This window comes from Paraburkholderia terricola, assembly GCF_900142195.1.
Lineage (GTDB): Bacteria > Pseudomonadota > Gammaproteobacteria > Burkholderiales > Burkholderiaceae > Paraburkholderia > Paraburkholderia terricola.
The window spans coordinates 1-26,186 of sequence record NZ_FRAB01000006.1; the positions used below are offsets into that span (position 1 = coordinate 1).

Here is a 26,186-nt window from a genome sequence, read left to right on the forward strand (position 1 = left end):
GGGTCACATGGTGCCGTCGTCGTATGTGGAACTCGGGCGTTTTCCGCTGACGCCGAACGGCAAGCTCGACCGTCGCGCGTTGCCCGCGCCTGAAGTCGTGGCGAAGGCCACGCTGGCCGTCGCGCCGTCGACGCCCGCCGAGGGCACGTTGCTCGCTGTGTGGCGCGCCGTGCTGCGACGTGACGACATCGGCGTGACCGATAACTTTTTCGTGATCGGCGGCGACTCGATCCTGAGTCTGCAAATCGTCTCGAAGGCGCGCGATGCCGGCCTGCAAGTCACGCCGCGCATGGTGTTCGAAGCGCCGACCGTGCAGCAGCTCGCGCGCGCGGCGCGACCGGTATCGGCATCCACATCGTCCGCCGTGACGGAACCGCTAACGGAGACGAGCGGCCCCGCATCGTCGGATCTGTGGCGCGCGCTCGGTCTCACGCCCGAGCATATCGAGGACGTTTATCCCGCGACGCCGCTGCAAGGCGGCCTGCTCTATCACACGCTCGCCGAACCGGGGCAGGGCGCGTATCTCAACCAGATGCGCGCGACGCTGTTCGGTTCGCTCGACGTCGCCGCGATGCAAGCCGCGTGGCAGGCCGCGCTCGAACGTCACGCGATTCTGCGCACGGGGTTCGCGTGGCAGCACGGCGGCGCGGTGATGCAGATCGTCCATCGCAAGATCGCGTTGCCGTTCCAGACACACGACTGGTCCGCCGCACCCGATTACGACGCGCGTCTCGCCGACTGGCGCGCGCGCGATCTCGCCGACGGCATCGCGCCCGACGCCGCGCCGCTGATGCGCATCGCGCTCTTCATTCGCGATGCGCGGACGGCCGATCTCGTGTGGACGCACCACCATCTTTTGCTCGACGGCTGGAGCGTGTCGCTGCTGTTCGCCGAAATTCTGCGCGACTACCGGGCGCGCACGCGCGGCGCCGCCGCGACGTTCGAAGCGGCGCCGCCGTATCGCGGTTACGTCGACTGGATTCGCGAGGCGGCTGACGATCCCGCGACGCAAGCATGGTGGCGCGCGTGGGCCGCGCGCGTCGACGATCCGGCGACGCTGACCGCGAGCCTCGGCGCACCGCGCGCCGCGGAGCCCGGCGCGCATGCGCGCCGCCGCGCGCTCGACGACACGCTCGTCGCGCGCTTGCAGGCGACGGCGCGCCGTCACGAGATCACGCTCAATACGCTGATGCAGGGCGCGTGGGCCGTGCTGCTCGCGCGCTATGGACATCGGCGCGGCGTCGCCTACGGCACGACGGTCGCGGGACGGCCGGCGCATCTGCCGGGCGTCGAGCGGATGCTGGGGCTGTTCATCAATACGCTGCCGGTGTGTGTCGACGTGGACGCGAGCGCGGATCTCGGCGCATGGCTGCGCAAGCTGCAAGGCGAGCTGACCGAACTGCGGCAGTACGAGCACACGCCGCTCGCGCGCGTGCAGCAGTGGACCGGGCGCAGCGGCGACGCGCTGTTCGACAGCATCGTCGTGTTCGAAAACTATCCCGTCGAAGCCGCGCGCGACGGCGATGCGAGCCTGAAGGTCGAGGCGATCGACTCGGTGGACCCGACGCATTACCCGCTCGCGCTCGCGATCATTCCGCGCAGGCAGACGGTCGCGCTCGAGTGGGCGTGGGACGGCGAGCGGATCGATCGCGAGACGGTGGAGCGGATCGCGTCGCAGTATGAAGCGGTGCTCGCGCAGATGGCGGAGGGTATCGAGCGGCGGGTTGGGTCGCTGACCTTGCCGGCGGGATATGCCGAGGTGGCGTTGCGGCGGTATCCGTTCGAGTCGCTCGGCGCGGCGCTGGCGGCGCAGGCGCGGCGCACGCCGGAGGCGGTGGCGCTGCGCTGCGAGGACGCGTCGCTGACCTATGCGCAACTGGATGCGTGGTCGGCGGCGCTGGCCGCGAAGCTGGTCGCGCGTGGCGTGGGCGCGGAGCGGCGCGTGGGCTTGTGCGTGACGCGCGGGCCGGCGCTGGTCGCGGCGCTGCTGGGCATCATCCGCTCGGGCGGGGCGTTCGTGCCGCTGGATCCGGGGTATCCGGTGGCGCGCCTGACGCAGATGATCGGGGATGCGGGGATCACCGAGGTGGTGGCGGATCGGGCGAGTGCGGAGCAGGTTGGGGAGGTGCTCGCGGGGTGTGAGGTGGTTGAGGTGGGTTCGGTGCCGCTGGCTGTCGCGGATGGGGCGGATCAGGGCGACGCAGCACACCACAACAACCTCACCGCCCACATCGACGCCCCGCTGCACCCGGACCAGCTCGCCTACGTGCTGTACACCTCCGGCTCGACGGGTCGCCCGAAAGGCGTCGGCGTGAGCCACGGCGCGCTGTGGACCCATCTTCAGGACTTCCTCGCGACCTACGCCATCGACGGCCACGACACGGTGCTGCACTCGTCGACGATCAGCTTCGACGTCGCGCTGCACGAGACGCTGCCCGCGCTGCTGCGCGGCGCGACGGTGGAGATGCGCGGCGTGCAGCCGTGGGACCTGCAGAGCCTGAGCGAGCGCCTCGTGAACCGGCGCGTGACGTTCGCGCGCATTCCGACCGCGCTGTGGCAGCAGTGGCAGCATCACGCGCCGCCGCGCGCGCGGCTCGCGCTGCGTCAGGTGACGGTGGGCGGCGAGGCGCTGCCGGGCGACGCGCTCGCGCGCTGGCGCGCGGGGCCGCTCGCGGACATCCGGCTGGACAACCTGTACGGGCCGACCGAGACGACGGTGGCGGCGCTGTACCGCCGCACCGAGGCGGACGACGCACGGCAGGTGACGGTGCCGATCGGCCATCCGTATCCGGGGCGCACCGCGCGCGTGCTCGACGCGTTCGGCGACGAGGCGCCGGTGGGCGGGCTGGGCGAGCTGTGCATCGGCGGGCCGACGGTGGCGCGCGGGTATCTGGGGCGGCCGGGCCTGACGGCGGAGCGGTTCGTGCCGGACCCGTCGGGTGCGCCGGGCGCGCGGATGTACCGCAGCGGCGACCTGTGCCGGATGCGCGGGGACGGCACGGTGGAGTTCCTCGGCCGGCTGGACCAGCAGGTGAAGCTGCGCGGCCAGCGCATCGAGCTGGGCGAGATCGAGGCGGTGCTGCGGCAGTGCGGGGGCGTGCGCGAGGCGGCGGTGATCGTGGTGGGCGAGGGACAGAAGCAGCGGCTCGCGGCGTATGTATCAGGTGATGTGCTCGCTGCTGTATCCGGTGAAATGACGGGGAATGTTTCTGGCGATGCGCTGGGTCGCGTGTCAGGCGACAGCGTGTCAGGCGACATATCGGCTAATGCATCCCGCAACCAGTCGGGGAATGACGACGGCGTATCCGGCGATGTGTCCGGCGAGCTGAAAGGCCGGGCGTCTCGTGATCAATCACGCGAGGCACCAGGCGATGTGCCGCGCGATCGGTCACGCGATGAACGAGGCAACCTTCCTCGCCCGGCGCCCGGCACCACGCAAACCACCCTCGACGCCGCGCATCTGCAGCGCGAACTGGAGCAGAAGTTGCCGGGCTACATGGTGCCGTCGTCGGTGACGGTGCTCGCGCGGCTGCCGTGGATGCCCAACGGCAAGCTCGACCGCGCGTCGCTGCCGGCACCGCAGGCGGGCGCGCGCGAACGGGTGGCGGCGTCGGGCGAGGTGGAGTCGGCGTTGCTGTCGATCTGGACGGCGGTGCTCGGGCGCGACGATCTGGGCGTGACGGACAACTTCTTCGAGGCGGGAGGCGACTCGATCCAGAGCCTGCAGATCATCGCGCGGGCACGCGAGGCGGGGTGGCGGCTGACGCCGAGACAGGTGTTCGAGCATCCGACGGTGGCGGGCCTGGCGCAACGCGCGCAGCGGCTCGAAGCAGGCGGTGCGGAAGAGGTCGACGATGGCGCGGCGCTGGCGCTGACGCCGATCCAGCGGCTGTTCTTCGAGCGCTATCCGCAGGGCGAGTCGCACTGGAACCAGGCGGTGCTGCTGAAGGTGCGCGGGCGTCTGGAACCCGCGGCGCTGGAGCGCGCGGCGCGGGCGCTGGAGGCGCGGCACGACGCGTTGCGGCTGCGGTTCGTGAAGGAGACGGGGGGATGGAAGCAGGTGGCGGTGAAGGCGGCAGGGGCGGTTGAAGTGGCTGACGCGGCACACGTGACGCAAGCATTGGCGGGCTCGCACGCAACGCAGGCAACGCAGCCAACACAGCCAACACAGCCAACACAGGCAACACAGGCAACACAGGCAACACAGGCAACCATCGTCCACCACGAACACCTGTCCTCACTGTCAGCGCTCACCGCAGCCTGCGAGCGCATCCAGTCGAGCCTCGACATCGGGCACGGCCCGCTATGGCGCATCGGTCACTTCGAGACCCCGGACGAAACGCGCCTGCTGATCGCGATCCACCATCTGTCGGTGGACGGCGTCTCCTGGCGCGTGCTGCTGGAGGAACTGCAAACCGCCTACGCCCAGGCTGAGCAGGACGAGCCCATCGCGCTGCCACCGCCGTCGATGTCCTGGCGCGCCTGGGTGCGCGCGCTGCATCAATACGCGGAATCATCGGACCGCATCGCCGAACTGGCGTGGTGGCAAACCACGCTCGACGTCCCCGCGCTGCGCGCCGGTCCACTCTTCCCGGCACGCAGTCCGCATCCCGAGCCGCAAAAGACCCTGCTGAAAAAACTCTCGCCCGAACTGACCGCCGTTCTCCTGCGCGAAGCGCCGCGCGCGTACCGGATGCGCGTCGACGAAGTGCTGCTTGCGGCGCTGGCGCTCGCCGTCGGCGAGGCGGTCTCGCGCGACGAAGTGCTGATCGAACTCGAAGGCCACGGCCGCGAGGACGTGATCGACGGCGCGGACCTGAGCCGCACGGTCGGCTGGTTCACGACGCAATACCCGCTCGCGCTGCCGCGCGGCACGACGCCCGCCGACGCGCTGCTGCGCGTGCGCGAGCGGCTCGCGGACGTGCCGCTGCGCGGCCTCGGCTGGGGACTGCTCGCCTGCTGCGCGGACGCGGCGAGCCGCTCGACGATGCGCGCGCTGCCGGTGCCCGAGATCGGCTTCAACTACCTGGGCCGCTTCGACCAGACGTTCGACGACGCCAGCCGCTTCGGCTTCGCGAGCGAGTCGTCGGGCGACGCGATCGCGCCTCGCGCGCGGCTTCCCGATCGCGCGCTGGACATCAACGGCTGGATTGCCGGCGACTCGCTGACGTTCAACTGGGGCTACGCGCCGCAGTGCGTGCCCGATGCGCTGGCCGACAATCTCGCCGCGTCGTTCGAGCGTGCGCTCGTCGAGTTGCTCGAGCATCTGCGTGCCGCCGCGCCGCTGCCCGACGCTCCGGCGCGGTTGCGGTCCGTGCCTGAATCGCTCGAAACCTTGGCCCGGCACGATGCTGTCGCCGCAAGCTGGACCGCGCGCGCCGCCTACGAGGCAAGCCTGCCGGTGCCGCCTTCCGACGCGCTCCTGAGCTGGTTCGCGCGGCGCCGGCCGCGTGGCGCAAGCGCTTGCGCCGGTGATGCGCGGTCGCGTGCCGCGCTGTTGCCGGCCGTGCCGTTGAACGCGCTTGGGACGGCCGCCACGCTGTTCTGTCTGCATCCGGGCTACGGCATGGTCGGCGAGTATCGGACGCTCGCGCAGGCGCTCAACGGCCGCGTCAGCGTGATCGCGATACAGGCGCCCGCGGTGCGGGGCGAGTCGTGGCAAGGCGACACCTTCGAGGCGCTCGCCGCGCACTACGCGCAGTGCATCGAGACGCTTCAACCGGACGGAGACTATGCGCTGCTCGGCTGGTCGTTCGGCGGCCGGCTCGCCATCGCCATCGCGGATTATTTCGAGCGGCGCGGCAAGCGCGTGTCGTTCGTCGGCATCGTCGACACGGCGACGCATCGCGAGGACGGCCCCGAACCGGTGGCCGAAAATGCGGACACCGCGGCGCCCCAGTTGACGTTGCTCGAGCAGGCGGAGCCGTCGCTGCTTCGCCAGGCGCTCGCCGCCGACTCGCTGCACGCGGCGCTGATGGCGCGGCATACGCTGCCGCGCATCGTCGCCGATCTGCACGTGTGGCGCGCGCTGCGTATCGCCGACCCGCGACGCAGGATGGCCTGGGCCCATCACACGCTTGGGCGGCTGCACGCGTTCGAGGTCGACGCGAGTCACTCCAGCATCGTCCACCATCCGGCTCTCGCTAGGCAGCTCGGGGAGTTGCTCGCTCGACCCGTCGTCGACATGGCCGAGCCGTTGCTGTTCAAGTCGTGACCATCGTTCATCTTCGATATCCGTTTCGGGCGCGTTCTGCGCGCGCCCGAGCGGAGCTTTCTGTTCCGTGGGCCGAGCAATTCAGTCATTGAATGCGATTGATTATTGTTTACATTAATATCGCGTCTTGAGAGAATCAGCGGGCACCAAGGCTGGCGCCCGATCGCCGGCCTTGACTCGGGGATACAAGAAAGGGGAACAAGAAGAATGAAGGTTGAGCAAGCAGGGAAGCGCAGTTCTCTGCAGGAGCGCGGCTTGCCGCACCTGCGTCCGATTTACGTCGCGTTGATGCTAGGTTTGGCCGGCTTCGGCGCGCACGCGCAAGAGTCGCCGGCACCCGCCTCCGGCGCTGATGCCGCGAAGGAATTGCCTGCGGTCCAGGTGCGCAGCGCCGCTGAAGATCCGCTTGGACCTGGCGTCGGTTACGTCGCGAAACGGTCGATGACCGGCACCAAGACGGATTCCGCGTTGCTCACGAATCCGCAGAGCGTGTCCGTCGTCACGCGTCAGCAGATGGACGACCAGGGCGCGCAGACTGTCGACCAGGCGTTGCGCTACTCGTCCGGCGTCTATTCGCAGGACGGCACCGACATCCGTTTCGATCAGCTCTACGGCCGCGGCTTCCCGCTCGACTCCTATCTGGACGGCCTGCATCTGTACCAGTCGCCGCGCTTCGCGACGCCGCGCATCGATCCGTATTTCATGGAGCGGATGGAAGTGCTGCATGGTCCGGCCTCGGTGCTCTACGGACAAGGCAGCCCTGGCGGCCTCGTCAACTACGTGAGCAAGCTGCCGATGGAGCAGCCGTACCACGAAGTGATGATGCAGATCGGCAACCACAACAACTATCAGCTGGGCTTCGACCTGAGCGGCCCCGTCGACAAGAACGGCACCGTGCTCTACCGGCTGACGGGCGTGGCCCGCACCGCCGAGACGCAGGTCAGCGAGATCAAGGACCAGCGGCTCGCCATCGCGCCATCGGTCACGATTCGCCCGAACCGCGATACGACCTTCACGCTGCAAGGCAGCTTCCAGCGCGATCCGAACGGCGGCATGTTCAATCCCGTGCCGGCCGGCGCGACGCTGTTCGCCAATCCGAACGGCCAGCTCGGCCCCGACAAATACTTCGGCGATCCGGACCGCGACGGCATGCACCGCACCCAGTACTGGTTCGGTTATCAGTTCGATCACGCGATCAACGACAAGGTCAGCATCTCGCAGAACCTGCGCTACCTGCATATCGACCAGCATTACTACCAGACCTCGGTGACGAGCGCGCTCGGCACCGATAAGCGCACGGTGTCGATGTGGGGCAACGTCGACAACGAGCACTACTCGCAGTTCCAGGTCGATACCCATGCGCAGGCCAAGGTGACGACGGGCTCCGTCCAGCACACCTTGCTGTTCGGTTTCGACTATCAGCGCTCGATGCTCGGCGACACGGAAGGCAACTCCGTCCTCGGCACGGTCGATCTTTACAACCCGAACTTCTCGTCGCTGCCCACGCAGCGGGCCAACACGCGTCTCGACTATTCGTTGAGCACGGTCGGCGTGTATGCGCAGGACGAGGCGCGCTGGCGCAACTGGGTGCTGACGTTCGGCGTTCGCGAGGACTGGACGGGCGGCAACCAGCAGACCAGATCGCTCACCACGGGAAGCAGCACGACCTACCATTCGAACGACCACGCGTTCACCTGGCGCGCCGGCCTCGCCTATGAGTTCGACAACGGCATCGCGCCGTATATCGGCTATTCGCGTTCGTTCCAGCCCGTGCTCGGCGCATCGTACTCGGGCGCCGCGTTCTCGCCGACCAGGGGCAAGCAGGTCGAAGCCGGCGTGCGCTATCAGCCGAAGTGGTTCGACGGCTTCTTCTCGCTCGCCGCGTTCAGCCTGACGCAGGACAACGTCTCCGTGACCGACCCGCAACACCTGGGCTATGCGATCCAGACCGGCCAGGTCCGCTCGCGCGGCGTCGAACTGGAAGCGCATGCGAACGTGAGCGAGAACGTGAAGCTGATCGCGTCGTACACGTTCGTCAACCAGGAGGTGACGCGGAACACGGCGTCCAGTAGCCTCGGCAAGCGGCCGACCATCGCGCCGCGCAACTCCGCGTCGTTGTGGGCGGATTACACGTTCCACCGCGGACCGCTGCGCAATTTCGGCATGGGTTCGGGCGTGCGCTACATGAGCAGCTCGGCGGGCGACGCGGCCAACACGTTCACGGTGCCGGGGCGCGTCCTCGTCGATCTCGGCGCGCATTACGACATCCAGAACTGGCGCCTGTCGCTCAACGTGAACAACCTGTTCAACCGCGAGTACATCTCGTACTGCACGACGGCGGCCGTTTGCTACTGGGGCGCGACGCGTACGGTGCTCGGGACGGCACGCTACCAATGGTGATGCGGATGAGGAAGGGCCGGGCGGATGGCACGCGGCAGGCATCGTCATGACGGCAGGCACGCGGTTTAGCAACAGGCGGCGTCTCGCGCTCGCCGGTTTGAGCACGGCGGCGCTCGCGGCATCGGGTGCTTCGTTGGCCCGCCCGGCGTTCGCCGCCGCGCCGCTCGCGGACCCGGCGGCGGGGCGCGCCGCGGCTTCGCTCGCGCGCGTCGTCGTGCTCGACTGGCCGCTGACCGAAGTCGTACTGTCGCTCGGCGTGGCGCCCGTCGGCGTGTCGCGTCCCTCGTGGTATGCGAAGCTCGACGGCGATCCGCCGCTGCCGCCTTCGGTCGTCGACACGGGCCTGCTGTACCAGCCGAACTTCGAGGTGCTGGCGGCGCTCAAGCCCGATCTCATCGTCATCACGCCGTGGCACGCGCCGCTGCGCGCCTTGCTCGAACGGATCGCGCCGACATTGACGGTGCAACTGTTCGGCCCTGGTATCGACGTCTATCCGGCGGTTCACGCCGCCACCCGCAAGCTGGCCGACACGCTCGACCGCGGCCCCGCGGCCGATGCGCTGTTCGCGCGCGCGAACGCGCGGCTGGCCGACGCGTCCGCGCGTCTCGCGGGCTTTCGCGCGACACGGCGTCCTGTCTATCTGCTTCGCCCGATCGACGACCGGCACATCGCGGTATTCGGCAGAAACAGCCTGTTCGGCGGCGTGCTGAACGCGCTCGGAATTGACAACGCGTGGCAGGACTACGCCGATCCGCAAGGCATGACGGAAGCGGACCTCGGCGCGCTCGCGAAACATGCCGACGCGCAAGTCGTCACGATCGGCGTGCCGCCCGCCGTGGCCACGCAACTCGCGCGAAGCCCGTTGTGGCGCGCGCTGCCGTTCGTCAGGCAGAACCGCGTGCAGCACATCGGTCCGCTGCCGCCGCTCGGCGGCGTCGTCGCGTCGATGCGCTTCGCCGACCATCTCGCGCAGGCGCTGCAAGGAGTCACCGCATGAACCGCTCGACGGCGACCGTCGCCGCCACCGCCGCGCCGCGCGCCTGGCGGCTACCCGCGCTGCTGCTGATGCTGGCCGCGTGGCTCGTTTATCACACGCTGTCGGCGCGGCTGCCGGTCGCGCAATGGCCCGGCGTCGTGCTGTCGGGCGCCGACGCGACGCTGCCGCAACTGGTCGTGCGTTATGGCTGGCTGCCGCGCGTCGCGATCGCGCTGATCGCCGGCGCGGCGTTGTCGCTCGCCGGCGTCGTGTTCCAGCAGGTGCTGCGCAATCCGCTCGCGGAACCGCTCACGCTCGGCGTGTCGGCGGGCGCGTATCTCGCGCTGACGATCGCCGCGGTGGTCGCGCCCGCGCTCGTCGCCGACATGCGCTTCACGGTCGCGCTGGCCGGCGCCGCGCTGGCGATGCTCGCCACGCTGGCGATGACCTGGCGCAAGGGCTTCGCCGCCGTCTCCATCGTGCTGGCCGGCATGATCGTGAATCTGTATTGCGGCGCGCTGTCCGTGCTGCTGACGATCGTCTTCGAGCGCTCGCTCACGTCCGTGTTCATCTGGGGCGGCGGCTCGCTGGTGCAGAACGGCTGGGCGAGCGTCGTCTGGCTGCTGCCGCGCGTGCTCGCGTGCGGCGTCGCCGCGGCGCTGCTGGTGCGCCCGCTCACGCTGTTTTCGCTCGACGACGGCAGCGCGAGCCAGCTCGGCGTGTCGCTCGCATGGACGCGGCCCGTCGCGCTCGGCATCGCGGTGATCCTGAGCGCGTTCGTGGCGAGCGCGGTCGGCGTGATCGGCTTCATCGGGCTCGGCGGCCCGGTGCTCGCGCGCCTGATGGGCGCGCGCCGGCTGAAGGATCAGTTGCTGTGGGCGCCGCTCGTCGGCGCGCTCCTGCTCGCGATCGCGGACCAGGCCGTGCAGAGCTTGCCCGGCGTGCTGGGCGAGCTTCTGCCGACGGGCGCCGCGGTGGCGCTCTGCGGCGGTCCGCTGCTGCTGTGGATGCTGCGCCGCATGCATATCGAGGCGCCGCGTCCGGCGTCGGCGGAAAGCGCGCCGCCGCGCCGCGCGCTGGCCGTGCCGGCGCTGCTGCTCGGCGGTTTGCTTGTCGTCGGCGTCGTCGTATCGCTGCGCTTTTCTGTCACGCTGCACGGCTGGCAATGGACCAACGCCGCGCAATGGAACGACGTGTGGTTCTGGCGCGTGCCGCGGCTCGTCGCGTCGCTGGGCGCCGGCGTGATGGTCGCGCTCGCCGGGACGATCCTGCAACGCGTGACGGGCAATCCGATGGCCAGCCCCGATCTGCTCGGCGTGAGCGGCGGGGCGATGCTCGGCATGCTGGCCGCGGCCGTCGTCGCAAGCGCGCCTTCGACGCCCGTGTTGCTCGCGGGCTCGTCGGCGGGCGCGCTGGCGTGTCTGCTGATGATCGTCGCGCTCGGTCGCCGCAGCGGTTTCGCGCCGGACCACGTGCTGCTCGCGGGCATCGCGATCAGCGCGTTCTCGCAGGCGGTCGTCATGCTCGCGACGTCGAGCGGCGGCGCCTACGGCAACTTGCTGCGCCCGCTGCTGTACGGCTCGACCTACATGATCCTGCCCGCGACGGCGATCGCCGTCGCACTCTGCACGGTCGCCGCCGTGTTCGTCGCCGGTCTCGGCGCGCGCTGGCTGGAGATCCTGCCGCTCGGCGCGAACGTGGCGAATGCGCTCGGCGTCGGCGCGCAACGCGCGCGGCTCATGCTGCTCGTGGTGGCGGCGATCCTGACGGCGGGCGCCACGGTCGTGATCGGCCCGATGTCGTTCGTCGGGCTGATGGCGCCGCACCTCGCGCGTCTCGTCGGGTTCCCGCGCGCGCGTTCGCAGATGCTCGTCGCGGCGCTCATCGGCGGCTTGCTGATGATGCTGTCGGACTGGCTCGGACGGAACATGATCTTTCCGCAGCAGATGCCGGCCGGCGTGATCGCGACGCTCGTCGGCGGGCCGTATCTGATGTGGCTGCTGCGCCGCCAATAATCCCCGGTCAGGTTCTTTGAGAGGTAAACCCTGGCTGACCTCGCGCAATGGTATCGCTACCATCGCATCCATTGAGAAAGTTACCGACGGCCCGAACGCTCGGGCCGGCATGGTAGCGCTACCACGGAGACGTCAGTGTCATCGAACCGCAAAACACCCGAAGAGCTTCGCAGCTATCGCTGGTATGGCGTGAACGACCTGCGTTCGTTCGGCCATCGTTCGCGCACCGCGCAAATGGGCTATCACGCGTCGGATTACATGGGCAAGCCGGTCATCGCGGTTGTCAACACGTGGAGCGAGATCAACTCGTGCCATACGCACTTCAAGCAGCGCGTGGAGGAAGTGAAGCGGGGCATCTGGCAGGCCGGCGGTTTTCCGGTCGAGATGCCGGTGATGACGCTGGCCGAGCCTTTCCAGAAACCAACCACCATGCTGTACCGCAACTTCCTCGCGATGGAAACGGAGGAACTGCTCAAGTCGTATCCGTTCGACGGCTGCGTGCTGATGGGCGGTTGCGACAAGACCACGCCCGGTTTGCTGATGGGCGCGATCAGCATGAATCTGCCGGCGATCTATCTGCCGGCGGGCCCGATGCTGCGCGGCAACTGGAACGGCCGCACGCTCGGCAGCGGGTCGGACACGTGGAAATACTGGGCCGAATTGCGCGCGGGCAAGATCACGGAAGAGGAGTGGAAGGGCATTGAAAGCGGCATCGCGCGCTCGCCCGGCCATTGCATGACGATGGGCACCGCCTCGACGATGACGAGCGCCGCCGAAGCGCTCGGCCTCACGTTGCCCGGCTTTTCGTCGATTCCCGCGGTGGACTCGCGGCATGCGCAGTTCGCGTCGCTGACCGGCCAGCGCATCGTCGAGATGGTGTGGACCGATCTCAAGCCGCTGGACATCCTGAGCGCGAAGTCCTTCGATAACGCGGTGACCACCGTGCTGGCGATGTCCGGCTCGACCAACGCGATCGTCCACCTCGTGGCGGTGGCGCGGCGCGCCGGCATCGATCTGACGACCGCGCGCTTCGACGAACTCGCGCGCATCACGCCGGTGCTCGGCAATCTGCGTCCGGCCGGCCAATATCTGATGGAAGATTTTTTCTACGCGGGTGGCCTGCGCGCGTTGCTGCTCGAACTGGGCGAACTGATCGACGGTTCGCAGTTGACGGTCAACGGCTCGACCCTCGGCGAGAACATCGCCGGCGCGGAGATTTTCAACGACGACGTGATCCGCCGACGCGGCAATCCGCTTGTCGCCGGCGACGGGCTTGCGGTCCTCACCGGCAATCTCGCGCCGGACGGCGCCGTGATCAAGCCGGCCGCCATGGAAGCGCATCTGCTCAAGCATCGCGGTCCGGCCGTCGTCTTCAAGGATTACGCGGACATGGCCGCGCGCATCGACAGCGAGGCACTGAACGTCACCGCCGATTCGGTGATCGTGCTGCAGCACGCCGGTCCCGTCGGCGCGCCCGGCATGCCCGAGTGGGGCCAGTTGCCGATTCCGCAAAAGCTGCTGAAGCAGGGCGTGCGCGACATGGTGCGGATTTCCGACGCGCGCATGAGCGGCACCAGCTACGGCGCCTGCGTGCTGCACGTCGCGCCGGAGTCGTTTGTCGGCGGCCCGCTCGCGCTGGTGAAGGACGGCGACCTGATCGAACTGGACGTGCCCGCGCGCCGTCTGCATCTCGACGTCAGCGACACGGAACTCGGCGCGCGCAAGGCCGCGTGGCAAGCGCCGAAGCTTCCGTTCGAGCGCGGCTTCGGCGTGATGCATCAATTGCACGTCACGCAGGCGAACAAGGGCTGCGACTTCGATTTCCTCGAAGAGCCGCTGAACCAGGCCGTGCAACAGCAGAATCAAACACCAGTCACGCCGGGCGGCCAAGCGCCGGACGGCGCGCCGCTCACGCCGCGCAGCGAGCCCGAGATCCACTAACTCAACCAGAGCCCTGTCATGACCGCATCCGAAATCAGCGTCAGCGAAGCGACACTCGAACAACTCCGCCACGTCAGCACGGCGACGCTGACCACGCAACTCTTCAAGCGCGGCCTGCGCAATGTCTTTCTGCAAGGCGTCGCGCCGCTCGTCAAACCCGTGCCGGGCGCACCCAATGTCGTCGGTCCGGCGTTCACGCTGCGCAATATTCCGGCGCGCGAGGACCTCGATCACGTGGGCGTGTTCCAGGACCCGGACCATCCGCAGCGTAAAGCCGTCGAGACGGCGCCGCCTGGCAGCGTGCTGGTGCAGGACTGCCGCGGCGAGCGCGCGGTCGCATCGGTCGGCTCGATCCTCGCGCTGCGTCTCGCGAAACGCCGCGTGGCCGGCATGGTGTCGGATGGTCCCGTGCGCGACAGCGGCACGATCGCGGAACTGGGCTTGCCGATCTGGTGCGCCGGCGCGAGCGCGCCGCTGAATCTGGCGAAACACCATGCGGTCGATATGAACGTGCCGATCGCGTGCGGCGGCGTGCCGGTCTATCCGGGCGACATCGTCGTCGCCGATGTCGACGGCGTCGTGATCGTGCCGCGCGAGATGGCGGAAGAGGTCGCGCGCGACGCCGCCGAGCAGGAACAGCTCGAAGCGTTCATCACGCAGCGTATCGAGGAAGGCCGTCCGTTGCGCGGCACCTATCCGCCGAACGAGGAAACCCTGGCGGCTTACGCGCAGTGGCGCGCACAAAAACAATAATGCGCTGAAGCGGTTTCGATCCATCGCACACCCACAGCTCGCGCATTCGACGCGAGCGCAGGAGACACCGTGACCATCACCACACCAGGTACGACACCAGCGACGCCCCCCGCGATCGACGAATCGCGTCTGATCAACCGCCTCGCCCTGCGCCTGATGCCGCTGCTCGGGCTGCTCTATCTGGTCGCCTACATCGACCGCTCGAATATCAGTTTCGCCAAGCTGCAGATGCTCGGCAGCCTCGGTTTGTCCGAGGTCGCTTATGGGCTGGGCGCCTCGCTGTTCTTCATCGGCTACCTGATTTTCGAAGTGCCGAGCAACGTGCTGCTGCACAAGTACGGCGCGCCGCGCTGGATAGCGCGCATCATGTTCACGTGGGGCGTGGTCACGGTGCTGCTTGCTTTCACGCAGAACGCGACGACGTTCTACGTGCTGCGTTTCCTGCTCGGCGCATCGGAAGCGGGTTTGTATCCCGGTGTGATCTATTACCTGACCTTGTGGTTTCCGTCCCGGCACCGCGTGCGCATGCTCGGCTATTTCACGCTCGGCAGCAGTCTCGGCAACATGCTCGGCGCGCCGATCTGCGGGTGGCTGCTCGACAAGGGCGGACTCGCCGGTCTGGAGGGCTGGCAACTGGTGTTCATCGTGACCGGGCTGCCGTCGATTCTGCTGACCGTCGTCGTATTGTTCCTGCTGCCCGCGTCGCCGAAACAGGCGCGCTTCCTGTCCGCCGACGAGAAAAGCTGGCTCACGCACACGCTCGACGCCGAACGCGCGCGGATTCAGTCCAGCGTCGGCGCGCATTCGTCGTTGCTGCGCGTGCTCACCGAGCCGCGCGTGATCGGCATGGCGCTCTACTACATGATGCTGTCGATGTCCGTCTACGGCGTGAGCTACTGGCTGCCGACGCTGGTGAAAGGCTTCGGCGTCAGCAATACGACGAACGGTTTGCTCAACATCGTTCCGTGGCTGATGGCGACGCTCGTGCTGGCATGGCTGCCCTCGAAGCTGCGCGGCGGCAATCGCGCGCTTGTCGCGATGCTGGTGGCCGCCTTGCTCGGCGTCGCGTGTTTTCTCAGCGCCGTGTTCCTGCCGACCAACACGCTGCGTTTCATCGCGCTGTGTTTCGGTGCGCCGTGCATGTATTTGCTGCTACCTTGTTTCTGGACGCTGCCGCCGAAGTTCCTCGTCGGCGCGCGTGCCGCGGCGGGCATTGCGGCGATCAATTCGCTCGGCAACATCGGCGGATTCATCGCGCAGAATCTGGTGCCGTGGGTCCGTCAAACCTCCGGCAGCGTGAAGGCGCCGATGCTGATTCCGGCGACCTGTCTGCTGATTTTCGCCACCGTCACGTTGCTGCTCCTGCGTCGCGAGCGGGGCGCTCGCGTCGCGTCGAGCCGCGTGCCGGTGACCGAATGAAGCGCCATTGGCGCGCGAACCGCCGGTGTTCCGGCCGCGCTCGTGACGAGGCCCAGACTACAATGAGCGCGATACGTTACTTCCCTGACTGAACCATGCCGAATGACGAGCCGAGCGCCGCCGCGAGCCCCGAGGCGCCGGAAGCGGCCGCGCCCGCGAGGCGCATGCGCGGCGGCCCCAAAGGCTTGCGCATCACCGACGTCGCCGCGCTGGCGGGCGTCGCGCCGATCACGGTGTCGCGCGTATTCAATAGCCCCGAGACGGTCGCGCCGGAAACGCTCGAACGCGTGCGGCAAGTCGTGCAGAAGCTCGGCTATGTGCCCAATCGTCTCGCAGGCGGCCTGTCGTCGTCACGCTCGCGCTTGATCGCGGCGATCGTGCCGACCATCGCGCATTCGCTTTTCTCCGAAACGGTCCAGGTGTTCAGCGAGACCATGTCGCGCGCCGGTTATCAGGTGTTGCTGGCATTGAGCGGCTACAGCGATTCGAACGAAGAGACGCTGCTCGACGCGGTGCTGAGCCGCCGCCCGGAAGGCGTGCTGCTCACGGGCGTCGCGCACACGGAATCCTTGCGTGAGCGCTTGCGCAACGTCGGCATGCCGATCGTCGAAACGTGGGACATGACCGCGACGCCGATCGACATGCTGGTGGGCTTTTCGCATCATCAAATCGGCGCGGCGGTGGCCGAGCATTTTCTGCGGCGCAAGGTGCGCGCGCCGGGTCTCGTGTCCGCGAACGACGACCGCGCGCTCGCGCGCCGCGACGGCTTTCGCGAGCGGCTCGCGCAGGCGGGCATCCGCGAGATCGCCGAGGTGCTCGTCGCGCCGCCGAGTTCGGTGGCCGTCGGCAAGGCCGCGTTGCCGACGCTGATCGAGCAGGCGCCCGCTCTCGACGCGGTGTTCTGCGGCTCCGACCTGCTCGCGATCGGCGTGCTCGGCGCGGCCAAACGCATGGGCCTCGCCGTGCCGTCGCAGTTGGCGATCTGCGGTTTCGGCGACCTCGAGTTCGCGACGGAAACCACGCCGCAACTGACCACCGTGCGCGTCGACGGCACGCGCATCGGCCTGAGCGCCGCGCGCTGCCTGCTGGACCGGCTGGCCGGCATCGACAAGGCGAGGGTGACCGACGTGGGTTTTCATCTCGTCGAGCGTGAGACGGGCTGATGCCGGGCCTGGTTAGTTAACGGATCGTTTATTTCCGGCCCGGAAAAATCCTTAAAAAACATGGCTGGAATCGCGTAAACCCCCTTAAAGCGCGCCTCGCGAAAAGCCGTAAACACCGGCAGAGGCGACAGATATCGGACCGGATATCCAGGCCGCTCGCCATGCGGGCGCGCACGCCTCGTCGACATGAATCGTTCCGGCAGTCAGCCGGCGGGTTCATCGGTATGAATTCCAGAGGCAGCAGGCCAAGCGTGGTGACTATGATCAAACTTTCAAATTTCCGGTTGACGACCCGGATCACGGCCGGCTTCGCGGTCATGGTGACGCTGGTGATCGCGGTGGGCGCCGTTGCCATCTGGGCCATGCGCAGTTCGGTCGACGTTCACGCATCGCCGGAATTGCGCGCGTGGATCGACAGGATGGTGTGGTCCGTGGGCGCCGCGTCGGCGGTCGCGGCGGCGATCGGCATCGTGCTGGGCTGGGCGATCCGGCGCAGCATCAAATTGCCGGTGGAGCGCGTCGTGGCGTCGGTCGGACGCATTGCCGGCGGTGATCTGGCGAGCAAGATCGAATCGCATGGCCGCGACGAAATCGCGTGGCTGAACTACGAGCTCAATCAGATGCGCAAGCAACTGCAGACGACCATCTCGAACGTGCGGCAGTCGGCGGAGATGGTCGCGCAGGCATCGAGCGAAATCGCGTCCGGCAACAACGACCTCAGCGTGCGCACCGAACAGCAGGCGATCAGCCTGCAGCGCACGTCGCATTCGATGGACTCGCTGACCAACACCGTCAAGCACAACGCCGACCACGCGCACGAAGCCAACCGCCTGGCGGCGAAGGCCAGCGACGTCGCGGTCAAGGGCGGCCAGGTGATGAACGAAGTCGTCACGACGATGAGCGAGATCAACGGCAGCGCGAGCAAGATCGTCGACATCATCGGCGTGATCGACAGCATCGCTTTTCAGACCAACATCCTCGCGCTGAACGCGGCGGTGGAAGCCGCCCGCGCGGGCGAGCAGGGACGAGGCTTCGCGGTGGTGGCGACCGAGGTGCGCGGACTCGCGCAGCGCAGCGCGGCAGCCGCCAAGGAAATCAAGGCGCTGATCAGCCAGTCGGTGACGAAAGTGGAAACCGGCGTGCGGCTCGTCGACGTGGCCGGCAGCACGATGGACGAAATTCTCAAAAGCGTCGAGCAGGTCACGCACATCATGGGCGAGATCAGCACGGCCAGCGCCGATCAACGCGCCGGCATCGAGCAGGTTCATGAGGCCATCGCGCAGATCGACAGCGTCACCCAGCAGAACGCGGCGCTGGTGGAGCAGGCATCCGCGGCGGCGGGCTCGTTGCAGGAACAGTCGCAGACGCTCGCGAACGCCGTGAAGATCTTCAATGTCGTGAAGCGTTGATGCGAGAGCAGGCGTCGTCATGCATCGAGGAACGGGAAACCGCCCAATGCGCCGCGCAATGCGGTTTCCGATGCTGATGGTGATTAGACGCGAATCGAAAATGGCGGGCGTCACCCGTCTTCGTCAAGAAAGAAAAACGTAATAAACAACCCGCGGGTGGCGCAGCACCCCGCGGTGTTCGTCTCCTCCCGGCCACGCCCATCTTGTCTCGTGGTCTCAGCACCCGCCAGAAACGCCCCTCCCGCGACGCTTCGCAATTTTCGACGGTCGAGCACTCAAGATTCCCAAATCGTGGCCGACATATCGTATGAAGATTGGCGCGCGCCCGCGTACGCAAAGGTTTGCGAGGGCTCTACGTCTGCCAGGTTCAAGTGGCGATGGTCGTGAAGCGACGTGCCGCCTCGAGAAAGGCAGGCGCGCCGAGCGGTGTGGTTGCCTGACGCACAGCGCGTGGTCGCCCGCTTCACGACAGCTTTTTACTGCGGCGTTGATACACAGGAATTGCAAAACATGAAGATTTCCAACTTGCGAATCGGGGTTCGTCTCGGTTCCGCGTTCGCCCTGGTCGTGGCGCTATTGATCGGCACCGCCGTGGTGGGCATCCGCCACCTCGACTCCAGCAACGCGAAAATGGATCAGATCGTCAGCGAGCGCTATACGCTGATCGCGCTGAGCAACACGATCAAGGGTAACGGCTACAAGGCGAACGGGATTCTCAGCAATCTGCTGCTGGCCACTTCGCCCGATGAAGCGGCGAAGTACATGAGCGACTACACGGCGATCCGCAAGCTCAACGCAGACGCCTACGCGCAACTCGAAAAGCATCTGCTGAACGAGCAGAGCAAGGCGCTCTTCAAGGAACAGTTCGATGCGCGCGCCGCGTACGGCGTGAGCGTCAGGAAATTCTTCGAACTGGTCAAGACGGATCAGCAGCAGGCGCGCGCGCTCTATCAGGGCGACATGGCGCGCTTGCAGGACAGCTACTACGTGCTGGTCGACAAGATGGTCGACTATCAGGCCGCGCAAATGGAGCGCGATGTCGCCGACGCCGTCGGCGAAGCGCACTACGCGAAGATCCAGATGATCGTGCTCGCCTTCTGCGCGGCATTGATCGCGATTGCCACGGGCCTGTTCATTACCCGCACCATCACGCGGCCGATCAATCGCGCGGTGAGTCTCGCGGAAGCGGTCGCGAGCGGCAACCTCACGCATCGTCTGGAAGTGGACACGACCGACGAAGTCGGCCGGCTGCTGACCGCGTTGAAACGCATGATCGAAAACCTGCATGGCATCGTCGCGCAGGTACGGCAGGGCACGGACACGATCACTCACGCGTCGCGCGAGGTGGCGAGCGGCAACATGGACCTGTCGAGCCGCACCGAACACCAGGCGAGCTCGCTCGAAGAAACCGCGGCCGCGATGGAGCAGTTGACCTCCACGGTGAAACAGAACGCGGATAACGCGCGCGAAGCCAACCAGCTTGCGTCGAACGCGTCGATGGTCGCTTCGAGAGGCGGCGAGGCGGTCAATCAGGTCGTCAGCACGATGAACGCGATCAATGTCTCGTCGCGCAAGATCGTCGACATCATCGGCGTGATCGACGGCATCGCATTCCAGACCAACATTCTCGCGCTGAACGCGGCGGTGGAAGCCGCGCGCGCCGGCGAGCACGGCCGCGGCTTCGCGGTGGTGGCGAGCGAAGTGCGCGGTCTCGCGCAGCGCAGCGCGGTCGCCGCGAAGGAGATCAAGGAGCTGATCGCCGACTCCGTCAATCAGGTCGGCACCGGCGGCAAGATGGTCGAGGAAGCCGGGCAGATCATCGGCCAGGTGGTGCAGAGCATCAAGCACGTGACCGACATCGTGGCTGAAATCAGTTCGTCGAGCCAGGAGCAGAGCGAAGGCATCGAGCAGATCAACCAGGCCGTCACGCAGATGGACAAGGTCACGCAGGAAAACGCCGCGCTCGTCGAGCAAAGCGCCGCGGCGGCCCAGGCGCTGCAGGATCAGGCACGCCAGCTCACGGAAACGGTCAGCGCATTCACGCTGCACGGCGACGTGTCGCAGGAACAGCGCGGCAGCGTGCGCGAAACGCACGCGCGCCACACCGGCGACATGAGCGCGCAAGGTGCCTGGGTGGCCGCCTAGCCGCCCCGCATCTATCGACCCGACAACAAGAGGTGAAGCAGCAAACGGACGGAGACACGAGCCTGCCGACAGGCCGGCTCGATGAAACAAAACGCGGCATGCAATGCAAGCCCGTACCGCATTGCGTTGCTTCCTGTCTCGCCGTCTGCCGCCAGATCGTGGCACATCGTCGTACTGCCGTTGCAGGGGCCACGCTCGCGCATCGGAATGCGGACTGCGAGATCCGATTGACGGTTTCTCCCCGGATGCCTAATCAACATGTCACACGCCTACTCCGAGCCGATTACCCTTTCTCGCCAGCCCTTTAGCGCACCTCTCGAGCCGGCTGCCCATGCGCCGACGACAGCGGGCTCCCTGCGGATCAAGCATTTCATCGAGGCGTACCGCCTGCATGGTCATCGTCAGGCGCAGCTCGACCCGCTGCATCTGACGCCGCTGCCCGAGGTGCCGCAGTTGCAGCCGCAGTTTCACGGCCTCGAGCCGACGCAGCAGATCGCCGCCGATAACGCATTGCTGCCGCCATCGGCCACCGTGCACGAACTGGAACGGCAACTGCGGCACGTCTACTGCGGGGCGATCGGGCTCGACGTGACGGGCATCCGCGACGAGGCGCCGCGCGCCTGGTTATGCGCGCGCCTGAAGTCAGCGCAACTCGCGCCGCTGCCGGCCCACGATCAGCGGCACAAGGTGTTGCAGCGCCTGCTGGCCGCGGAAATGTGGGAGCGCCACGTCGCCGCGCGTTTCGAGCATGCGAAGCGTTTTTCGCTGGAAGGTTGCGAGAGCCTGATACCGCTGATCGAAGCCATCGTCGAGCAGGCCGGCCAGCATGGCGTGCGGCAGATTTTCGCCGGCATGCCGCATCGCGGCCGGCTGAACATGCTCGTCAACGTGATGGGTTTCGATCCCGCGCAAATCGTGGACTGCCTCGACCAGCAATCGCGGTTCTCGGCGCTTCAGCGCGACCTGCCGTATCACTTCGGCGGCGCGGTGGTGAAGGAGACGCCGGACGGCGACGTGGCGCTCGTGCTTGCGCACAATCCCTCGCATCTGCAGAGCGTTCATCCCGTGGTCAGCGGCATGGCGCGCGCTTACCAGGACGAGCATCCCGACATCCGCTGCCTGCCTCTCGTCATGCACGGCGACGCGGCATTCGCCGGCCAGGGCATCGTGATGGAGACGCTCAACCTCACGCGCAAGGAGGGCTATGCGCTGGGCGGCACGATCCACGTGATCGTGAACAATCAGATCGGCTTCACGACGCCGAACCGGATGGACGTCGAAGCGAATGCGTACTGCACCGACATCGCGCGGATGATCGACGCGCCCGTGATCCGCGTCAACGCGGATCACCCCGACGCGGTCGTGCGGGCCGCGAAAATCGCCTTCGAATACCGGATGAAATACGGTGCGGATGTCGTCATCGACCTGATCGGCTACCGGCGTCTCGGTCACTCGGAGCATGACGTGCCCGCCATCACGCAGCCGTTTCAGCAAGCGACGATCGCCTCGCACCCGACGGTCACCGAGATGTATCACGCGGCGCTCGCGGACGAGACGCCGCTTGCGGAATTGCGCGCCCAGGCGCTGAAGCATCTGCAAACGCGTGCCAAGCCCACGCCGACGCCGAGGCCACACCGCGCGGTCACGGCAAGGCCCGGCCGGCCGTTGTCGCTCGCGCGCTTGCAGTCGCTGACGGCGGCGCTGACGCGCACGCCGGCGGGCTTGCAGGTGCACGATTTCGTCCGCGGCCTGATCGCGAAATGGCGGGCGGCGGTGGCCGACGAACGCCAAACGGTCGACTGGTGTTTCGCCGAGAATCTCGCCTATGCGAGCCTGCTCGACGACGGCGGCAGCGTGCGGATTTCGGGCATGGACGTCGGCCGCGGCACGTTCATGCATCGGCATGCCGTATGGCATTCGCAGACCGACACGGCGGATCCGGGCGAGCGCTACGTGCCGCTGCAAAACATCGGGGCGCATCAAGGGGACTTCGACATCGTCAACTCGCCGCTCACCGAGGAAGCCGTGCTCGGCTTCGAATACGGCTACAGCGTGCAGTCGACGACACGGCTCACGATCTGGGAAGCGCAGTTCGGCGACTTCGTGAACGGCGCGCAGGTCTTCATCGATCAGTACATCGCGGCGGGCCATGACAAATGGGGCTATCCGTCCGCGCTGACGCTGCTCTTGCCGCACGGTCACGAAGGCTTCGGCCCCGAGCATTCGAGCGCCTACCTCGGGCGTTTCCTGCAACTGTGCGCCGACGGCAACATGAAGGTCGTGATGCCTTCCACGTCGTCGCAGTGGTTTCACATGCTGCGCGAGCAGGCGCTGAGCGACGATCCCAAACCGCTCGTCGTGATGTCGCCGAAAGGGCAACTGCACGGCAATCCGCGTTCGCACGCCGCGCTGGACGAATTGAACGGCGGCTCGTTCGCGCCGTTGCTGCGCGATGCCGGGATCGCGTCGGCGGATGCGGTGAGCCGCGTCGTACTGTGCAGCGGCAAGTTCTTTTACGACTTGCAGGCCGCGCGCGACGCGTCCGGCGATAGGCGCACGGCGCTGATCCGCATCGAACAGTTGTATCCGTTCCCGACGCGGGAACTCGCGGATGCGCTGGCCGGATTCCCGAACGTCGCGGAAGTGGTCTGGGCCCAGGAAGAGGAAAAGAACCACGGCGCGTGGCACTTCGTGCGGGACGAGATCGACGAAGCGATGCCGGCGCGTTGCCGGCTCGGCAATGTGTGCAGGAACGCGACGGCATCGGGCGCGCATTCGTCGATGCAGGCTCACTTGCAGGAGCAGCAACGGTTGGTGGCGCAGGCTTTGGCGCGGACGTAGCGATTCGTCGGCAGGGCGGGGCGGCGGCGTGGCGGTGGGTTGCGCGCGCCGCTGCCGCGCTCGCTTCGAGAAGGCTTCTTGGGATCGGGAACGTGGCGTTACGCGTTGGTCCGAGCTGGATAAGCGGGCTATGATCACGCTTCCATTTCACCAACCCATCGACATTCCTGATGAATGATTCCGATCGACTGATTTCGCATGTTTCGCACGATAGCCGTCCCGACCTCTCGCACGAACACACCGTCGAGACCGCGAAAGCGCGGCTGCGCGCCGGCGCCGATCTTCCCGGCGCGACGATCGAGCAGCAGGTCGCGCTCGTCGATCAGTTGTCCGCGTTCGAGCTTGGCCGCTTCCTGCTCGCCAATCGCGGACTCGATGCGTACTGGACGCACCGCCTCGTGACCTATGAGCCGGGCACCTTGCAGCGTGGCGCGGTGTCCGAACTCGAATATCGGGTCTTCGAGGAGATGCCGGCCGTGCTTGCCACGCGCGAGCGCTTCGGGCTGTTTCGTCGCGAAGTGCAGGCGCGGCTCAAGCCCGGTTTCGTGCTTGCATCGGTGCCGTGCGGATTGATGGGCGATTTGCTGCTGCTCGATTACACCGCGTGTGCCGATGTCAGGCTGGTCGGCGTCGATCTCGATCAGCGGGCTCTGGACGGCGCGCGTGCGCTCGCGGCCGAGCGTGGGTTGACCGAGCGGCTGTCGCTTCGCCAGGCCGACGCATGGGCGATGGATCTGAATGCCGAGGCGGACGTGCTGACGAGCAACGGCCTCAATATCTACGAGCCCGACGATGAGCGCGTGGTCGCGCTCTATCGCAAGTTCCTCGATGCGTTGAAACCGGGCGGGCAATTGGTGACGAGCTTTCTGACGCCGCCGCCGGTGCTGTCGCCCGAGTCGCCGTGGGATATGAGCGCGGTGTCCACGGCTGCGCTCGCGCTTCAGCATGTGCTGTTCGTGCGGGTGATCGAGGCGAAGTGGAGTGCTTTCCGTACCCACGCGCAAACGCGCGAGCAACTCGAGCGCGCGGGCTTCACGGACATCACGTTCGTCGACGATCGCGCCCGCATGTTTCCGACTGTCGTGGCGCGCAAGCCGGACTGAAAGATGTCGGCGTCGGGGTAGTCGAAACTGGCGGGCCCGCGCGTTGCTGACCTATGTGTTGGCACATGATCTGACGGAGGCCGAGCGATGAACCCCGACGACGATCTGGACAGCGACGATCTCGACGACGAGCTTGATCGGACCGGCGAAGTCGCCAACAGAAGCAACGGCAAGACCGGCACCAACACCGAGGCGGAGCCCGATCGCGGCAAGGCGCGCACATCGAGTCCCAATGCGCAACTGCGTCGCGAGAACGTCGCAGCCGATGAGCCCGGCCGACGCGATTCGGATCCGCGGCAAGCGGGAATTCGCAAGGGCAGCGGGCCTGCGCACCCGTCATAGACGATACCGTTCGCGCCGCCGCCGCGCTGTCGCAGTGACAAGGCAGTGACACGGCAACGAGGCAGCGCAGTGATAGAAAATTCTTGCGCGCTGCGAAGAGGCGTGCGTATAATTTCGTTCTTCGCTGCTGGGCGCTTCGGCGCAGGTTCAAGAAGCTGTTTTATGAGCCAGATATGCTGAAGCCGAGTAGCCAGGTGAAGTCGTTCTGAAGCTTGGAACTTGTAGCAAAAAAGACTTCACAAACAGTTGCGACGTAGTTAAAATAGCGGACTTCGCAGTTGATGAAACGAATAACTAGCAAGTTATCGTGAGTTGGCAGCGAGTCAGACATGATTTGAAAAGATTATGTCCCCTTCGTCTAGAGGCCTAGGACATCACCCTTTCACGGTGAGTACAGGGGTTCGAATCCCCTAGGGGACGCCAAACATCAGCGTCGCTTTAGTGTTCGAAGTAACACAGTAAAGCAATGCGGCTTGCAGAGAAATAACCGACGCTCGCAAGCTAGGGTGTAAAGACTGGAGTGGTAGTTCAGTCGGTTAGAATACCGGCCTGTCACGCCGGGGGTCGCGGGTTCGAGTCCCGTCCACTCCGCCAGACAAAGCCCGTTCATGCAAACTTGAACGGGCTTTTTCATTAAAGGTGTAAGCAGTACGTTGTCCCCTTCGTCTAGAGGCCTAGGACATCACCCTTTCACGGTGAGTACAGGGGTTCGAATCCCCTAGGGGACGCCAAGTCATCGGCGTCGTTCGGTTGGAAATCTGAACGGTGCGGAAATCTGGAGCGGTAGTTCAGTTGGTTAGAATACCGGCCTGTCACGCCGGGGGTCGCGGGTTCGAGTCCCGTCCGCTCCGCCAGATTCAGGAAAGCCCACTTCGCAAGAAGTGGGCTTTTTTTATTTCCGCTGCCTGGCCTGGGTATGCTCGGGACAAACAGCCATTGCCAGCGCGCGCGGCCTGTTTTACCGTTGACCCGACTCCTCTTCGTCGTTCCGCCATGTTCGATCCCACCGAAGCTCCGTCGCCGTTTCATTTGCGCCAGGCCAGCATCGACGATTTCGAGTTCGCCGAGGCGCTGACGCGCAACAACATGGGCGGCTACTATCGCCGTCATCATCTTGTCTGGCGTGGCGATCTGTTTCTGGGCAGTTGGCGCGAATCGGAGAATTTCATTCTCGAAGTGGACGGTACGCCGATCGGCGTGCTGCGCATCACGCAAGAAGGCGATTCGCTGCATATCCGCGACGTGCAGATCGCCGAAGGGCATCGGCGGCTCGGTGCCGGCACCTATCTGCTCGATATGTCACATCAATGGGCGCGCGAGCGAGGCTTGCGCGAGTTGCAGCTGCGCGTGTTCGTCGACAATCCCGCTGCGCGGCTCTATCAGCGCAAGGGCTACAAGCTGACCGGGCCGCGTCTCGCGCAACTCGGCGCCATCCGTCATCTGGCGCGGCGGGTTTAAGGCAGAT

The 26,186-nt window shown here is 66.6% G+C and carries 14 protein-coding genes and 4 tRNA genes; all 18 read left to right on the plus strand.

Annotated features, from left to right (window positions below):
• The first annotated feature begins 25 nt into the window (after positions 1 to 25).
• The 18 genes from BUE39_RS35360 (at position 26) to BUE39_RS07100 (ending at position 26,179) form a co-directional block, all read left to right on the plus strand.
• Positions 26 to 6,214: an amino acid adenylation domain-containing protein gene (locus tag BUE39_RS35360; protein WP_412534846.1), complete on the plus strand. Its 6,189-nt coding sequence runs from the start codon at positions 26 to 28 to the stop codon at positions 6,212 to 6,214.
• A 207-nt stretch (positions 6,215 to 6,421) separates the two neighbouring features.
• Positions 6,422 to 8,614, plus strand: coding sequence for a TonB-dependent siderophore receptor (locus tag BUE39_RS07020; protein WP_073427938.1), 2,193 nt, complete (start codon positions 6,422 to 6,424; stop codon positions 8,612 to 8,614).
• Positions 8,615 to 8,660: 46 nt separating this feature from the next.
• Positions 8,661 to 9,611 carry an ABC transporter substrate-binding protein gene (locus BUE39_RS07025; RefSeq protein ID WP_073427939.1) on the plus strand — a complete coding sequence of 317 codons (951 nt, stop codon included), beginning with the start codon at positions 8,661 to 8,663 and terminating at the stop codon, positions 9,609 to 9,611.
• Positions 9,608 to 11,605, plus strand: coding sequence for a Fe(3+)-hydroxamate ABC transporter permease FhuB (gene fhuB, locus BUE39_RS07030; protein ID WP_073427940.1), 1,998 nt, complete (start codon positions 9,608 to 9,610; stop codon positions 11,603 to 11,605). Before BUE39_RS07025 ends, fhuB begins: the two co-directional genes overlap by 4 nt.
• Positions 11,606 to 11,740: 135 nt before the next feature.
• Positions 11,741 to 13,546 carry an L-arabinonate dehydratase gene (gene araD, locus BUE39_RS07035; protein WP_235004823.1) on the plus strand — a complete coding sequence of 602 codons (1,806 nt, stop codon included), beginning with the start codon at positions 11,741 to 11,743 and terminating at the stop codon, positions 13,544 to 13,546.
• An 18-nt stretch (positions 13,547 to 13,564) separates the two neighbouring features.
• On the plus strand, positions 13,565 to 14,299 hold the full coding sequence (locus tag BUE39_RS07040) for a ribonuclease activity regulator RraA (protein ID WP_073427941.1): 735 nt from the start codon (positions 13,565 to 13,567) through the stop codon (positions 14,297 to 14,299).
• A 156-nt stretch (positions 14,300 to 14,455) separates the two neighbouring features.
• On the plus strand, positions 14,456 to 15,718 hold the full coding sequence (locus BUE39_RS07045) for an MFS transporter (RefSeq protein ID WP_374709859.1): 1,263 nt from the start codon (positions 14,456 to 14,458) through the stop codon (positions 15,716 to 15,718).
• Between the two features lie 95 nt (positions 15,719 to 15,813).
• The gene (locus BUE39_RS07050; protein WP_073427942.1) at positions 15,814 to 16,881 is read left to right on the plus strand and encodes a LacI family DNA-binding transcriptional regulator; all 1,068 of its coding nucleotides are present in this window, start codon (positions 15,814 to 15,816) and stop codon (positions 16,879 to 16,881) included.
• Positions 16,882 to 17,141: 260 nt separating this feature from the next.
• Positions 17,142 to 18,290 (plus strand): methyl-accepting chemotaxis protein, encoded by a 1,149-nt coding sequence (locus BUE39_RS07055; protein WP_073427943.1) that lies wholly within the window; start codon positions 17,142 to 17,144, stop codon positions 18,288 to 18,290.
• A 510-nt stretch (positions 18,291 to 18,800) separates the two neighbouring features.
• Positions 18,801 to 20,435, plus strand: a complete 1,635-nt coding sequence (locus tag BUE39_RS07060) for a methyl-accepting chemotaxis protein (RefSeq protein ID WP_073427944.1) — start codon at positions 18,801 to 18,803, stop codon at positions 20,433 to 20,435.
• A gap of 258 nt (positions 20,436 to 20,693) precedes the next feature.
• Positions 20,694 to 23,276 carry a 2-oxoglutarate dehydrogenase E1 component gene (locus tag BUE39_RS07065; RefSeq protein WP_073427945.1) on the plus strand — a complete coding sequence of 861 codons (2,583 nt, stop codon included), beginning with the start codon at positions 20,694 to 20,696 and terminating at the stop codon, positions 23,274 to 23,276.
• A 170-nt stretch (positions 23,277 to 23,446) separates the two neighbouring features.
• Positions 23,447 to 24,379 carry an SAM-dependent methyltransferase gene (locus tag BUE39_RS07070; protein WP_073427946.1) on the plus strand — a complete coding sequence of 311 codons (933 nt, stop codon included), beginning with the start codon at positions 23,447 to 23,449 and terminating at the stop codon, positions 24,377 to 24,379.
• A gap of 87 nt (positions 24,380 to 24,466) precedes the next feature.
• Entirely contained in the window at positions 24,467 to 24,721 is a 255-nt protein-coding gene (locus tag BUE39_RS07075) for a hypothetical protein (RefSeq protein ID WP_073427947.1), read from the plus strand.
• Positions 24,722 to 25,068: 347 nt separating this feature from the next.
• Positions 25,069 to 25,144, plus strand: a tRNA-Glu gene (locus BUE39_RS07080).
• A 94-nt stretch (positions 25,145 to 25,238) separates the two neighbouring features.
• Positions 25,239 to 25,315 (plus strand) — tRNA-Asp (locus BUE39_RS07085).
• A 61-nt stretch (positions 25,316 to 25,376) separates the two neighbouring features.
• Positions 25,377 to 25,452, plus strand: a tRNA-Glu gene (locus BUE39_RS07090).
• A gap of 46 nt (positions 25,453 to 25,498) precedes the next feature.
• Positions 25,499 to 25,575, plus strand: a tRNA-Asp gene (locus BUE39_RS07095).
• A gap of 139 nt (positions 25,576 to 25,714) precedes the next feature.
• Entirely contained in the window at positions 25,715 to 26,179 is a 465-nt protein-coding gene (locus tag BUE39_RS07100; RefSeq protein ID WP_073427948.1) for a GNAT family N-acetyltransferase, read from the plus strand.
• Positions 26,180 to 26,186: the final 7 nt, after the last annotated feature.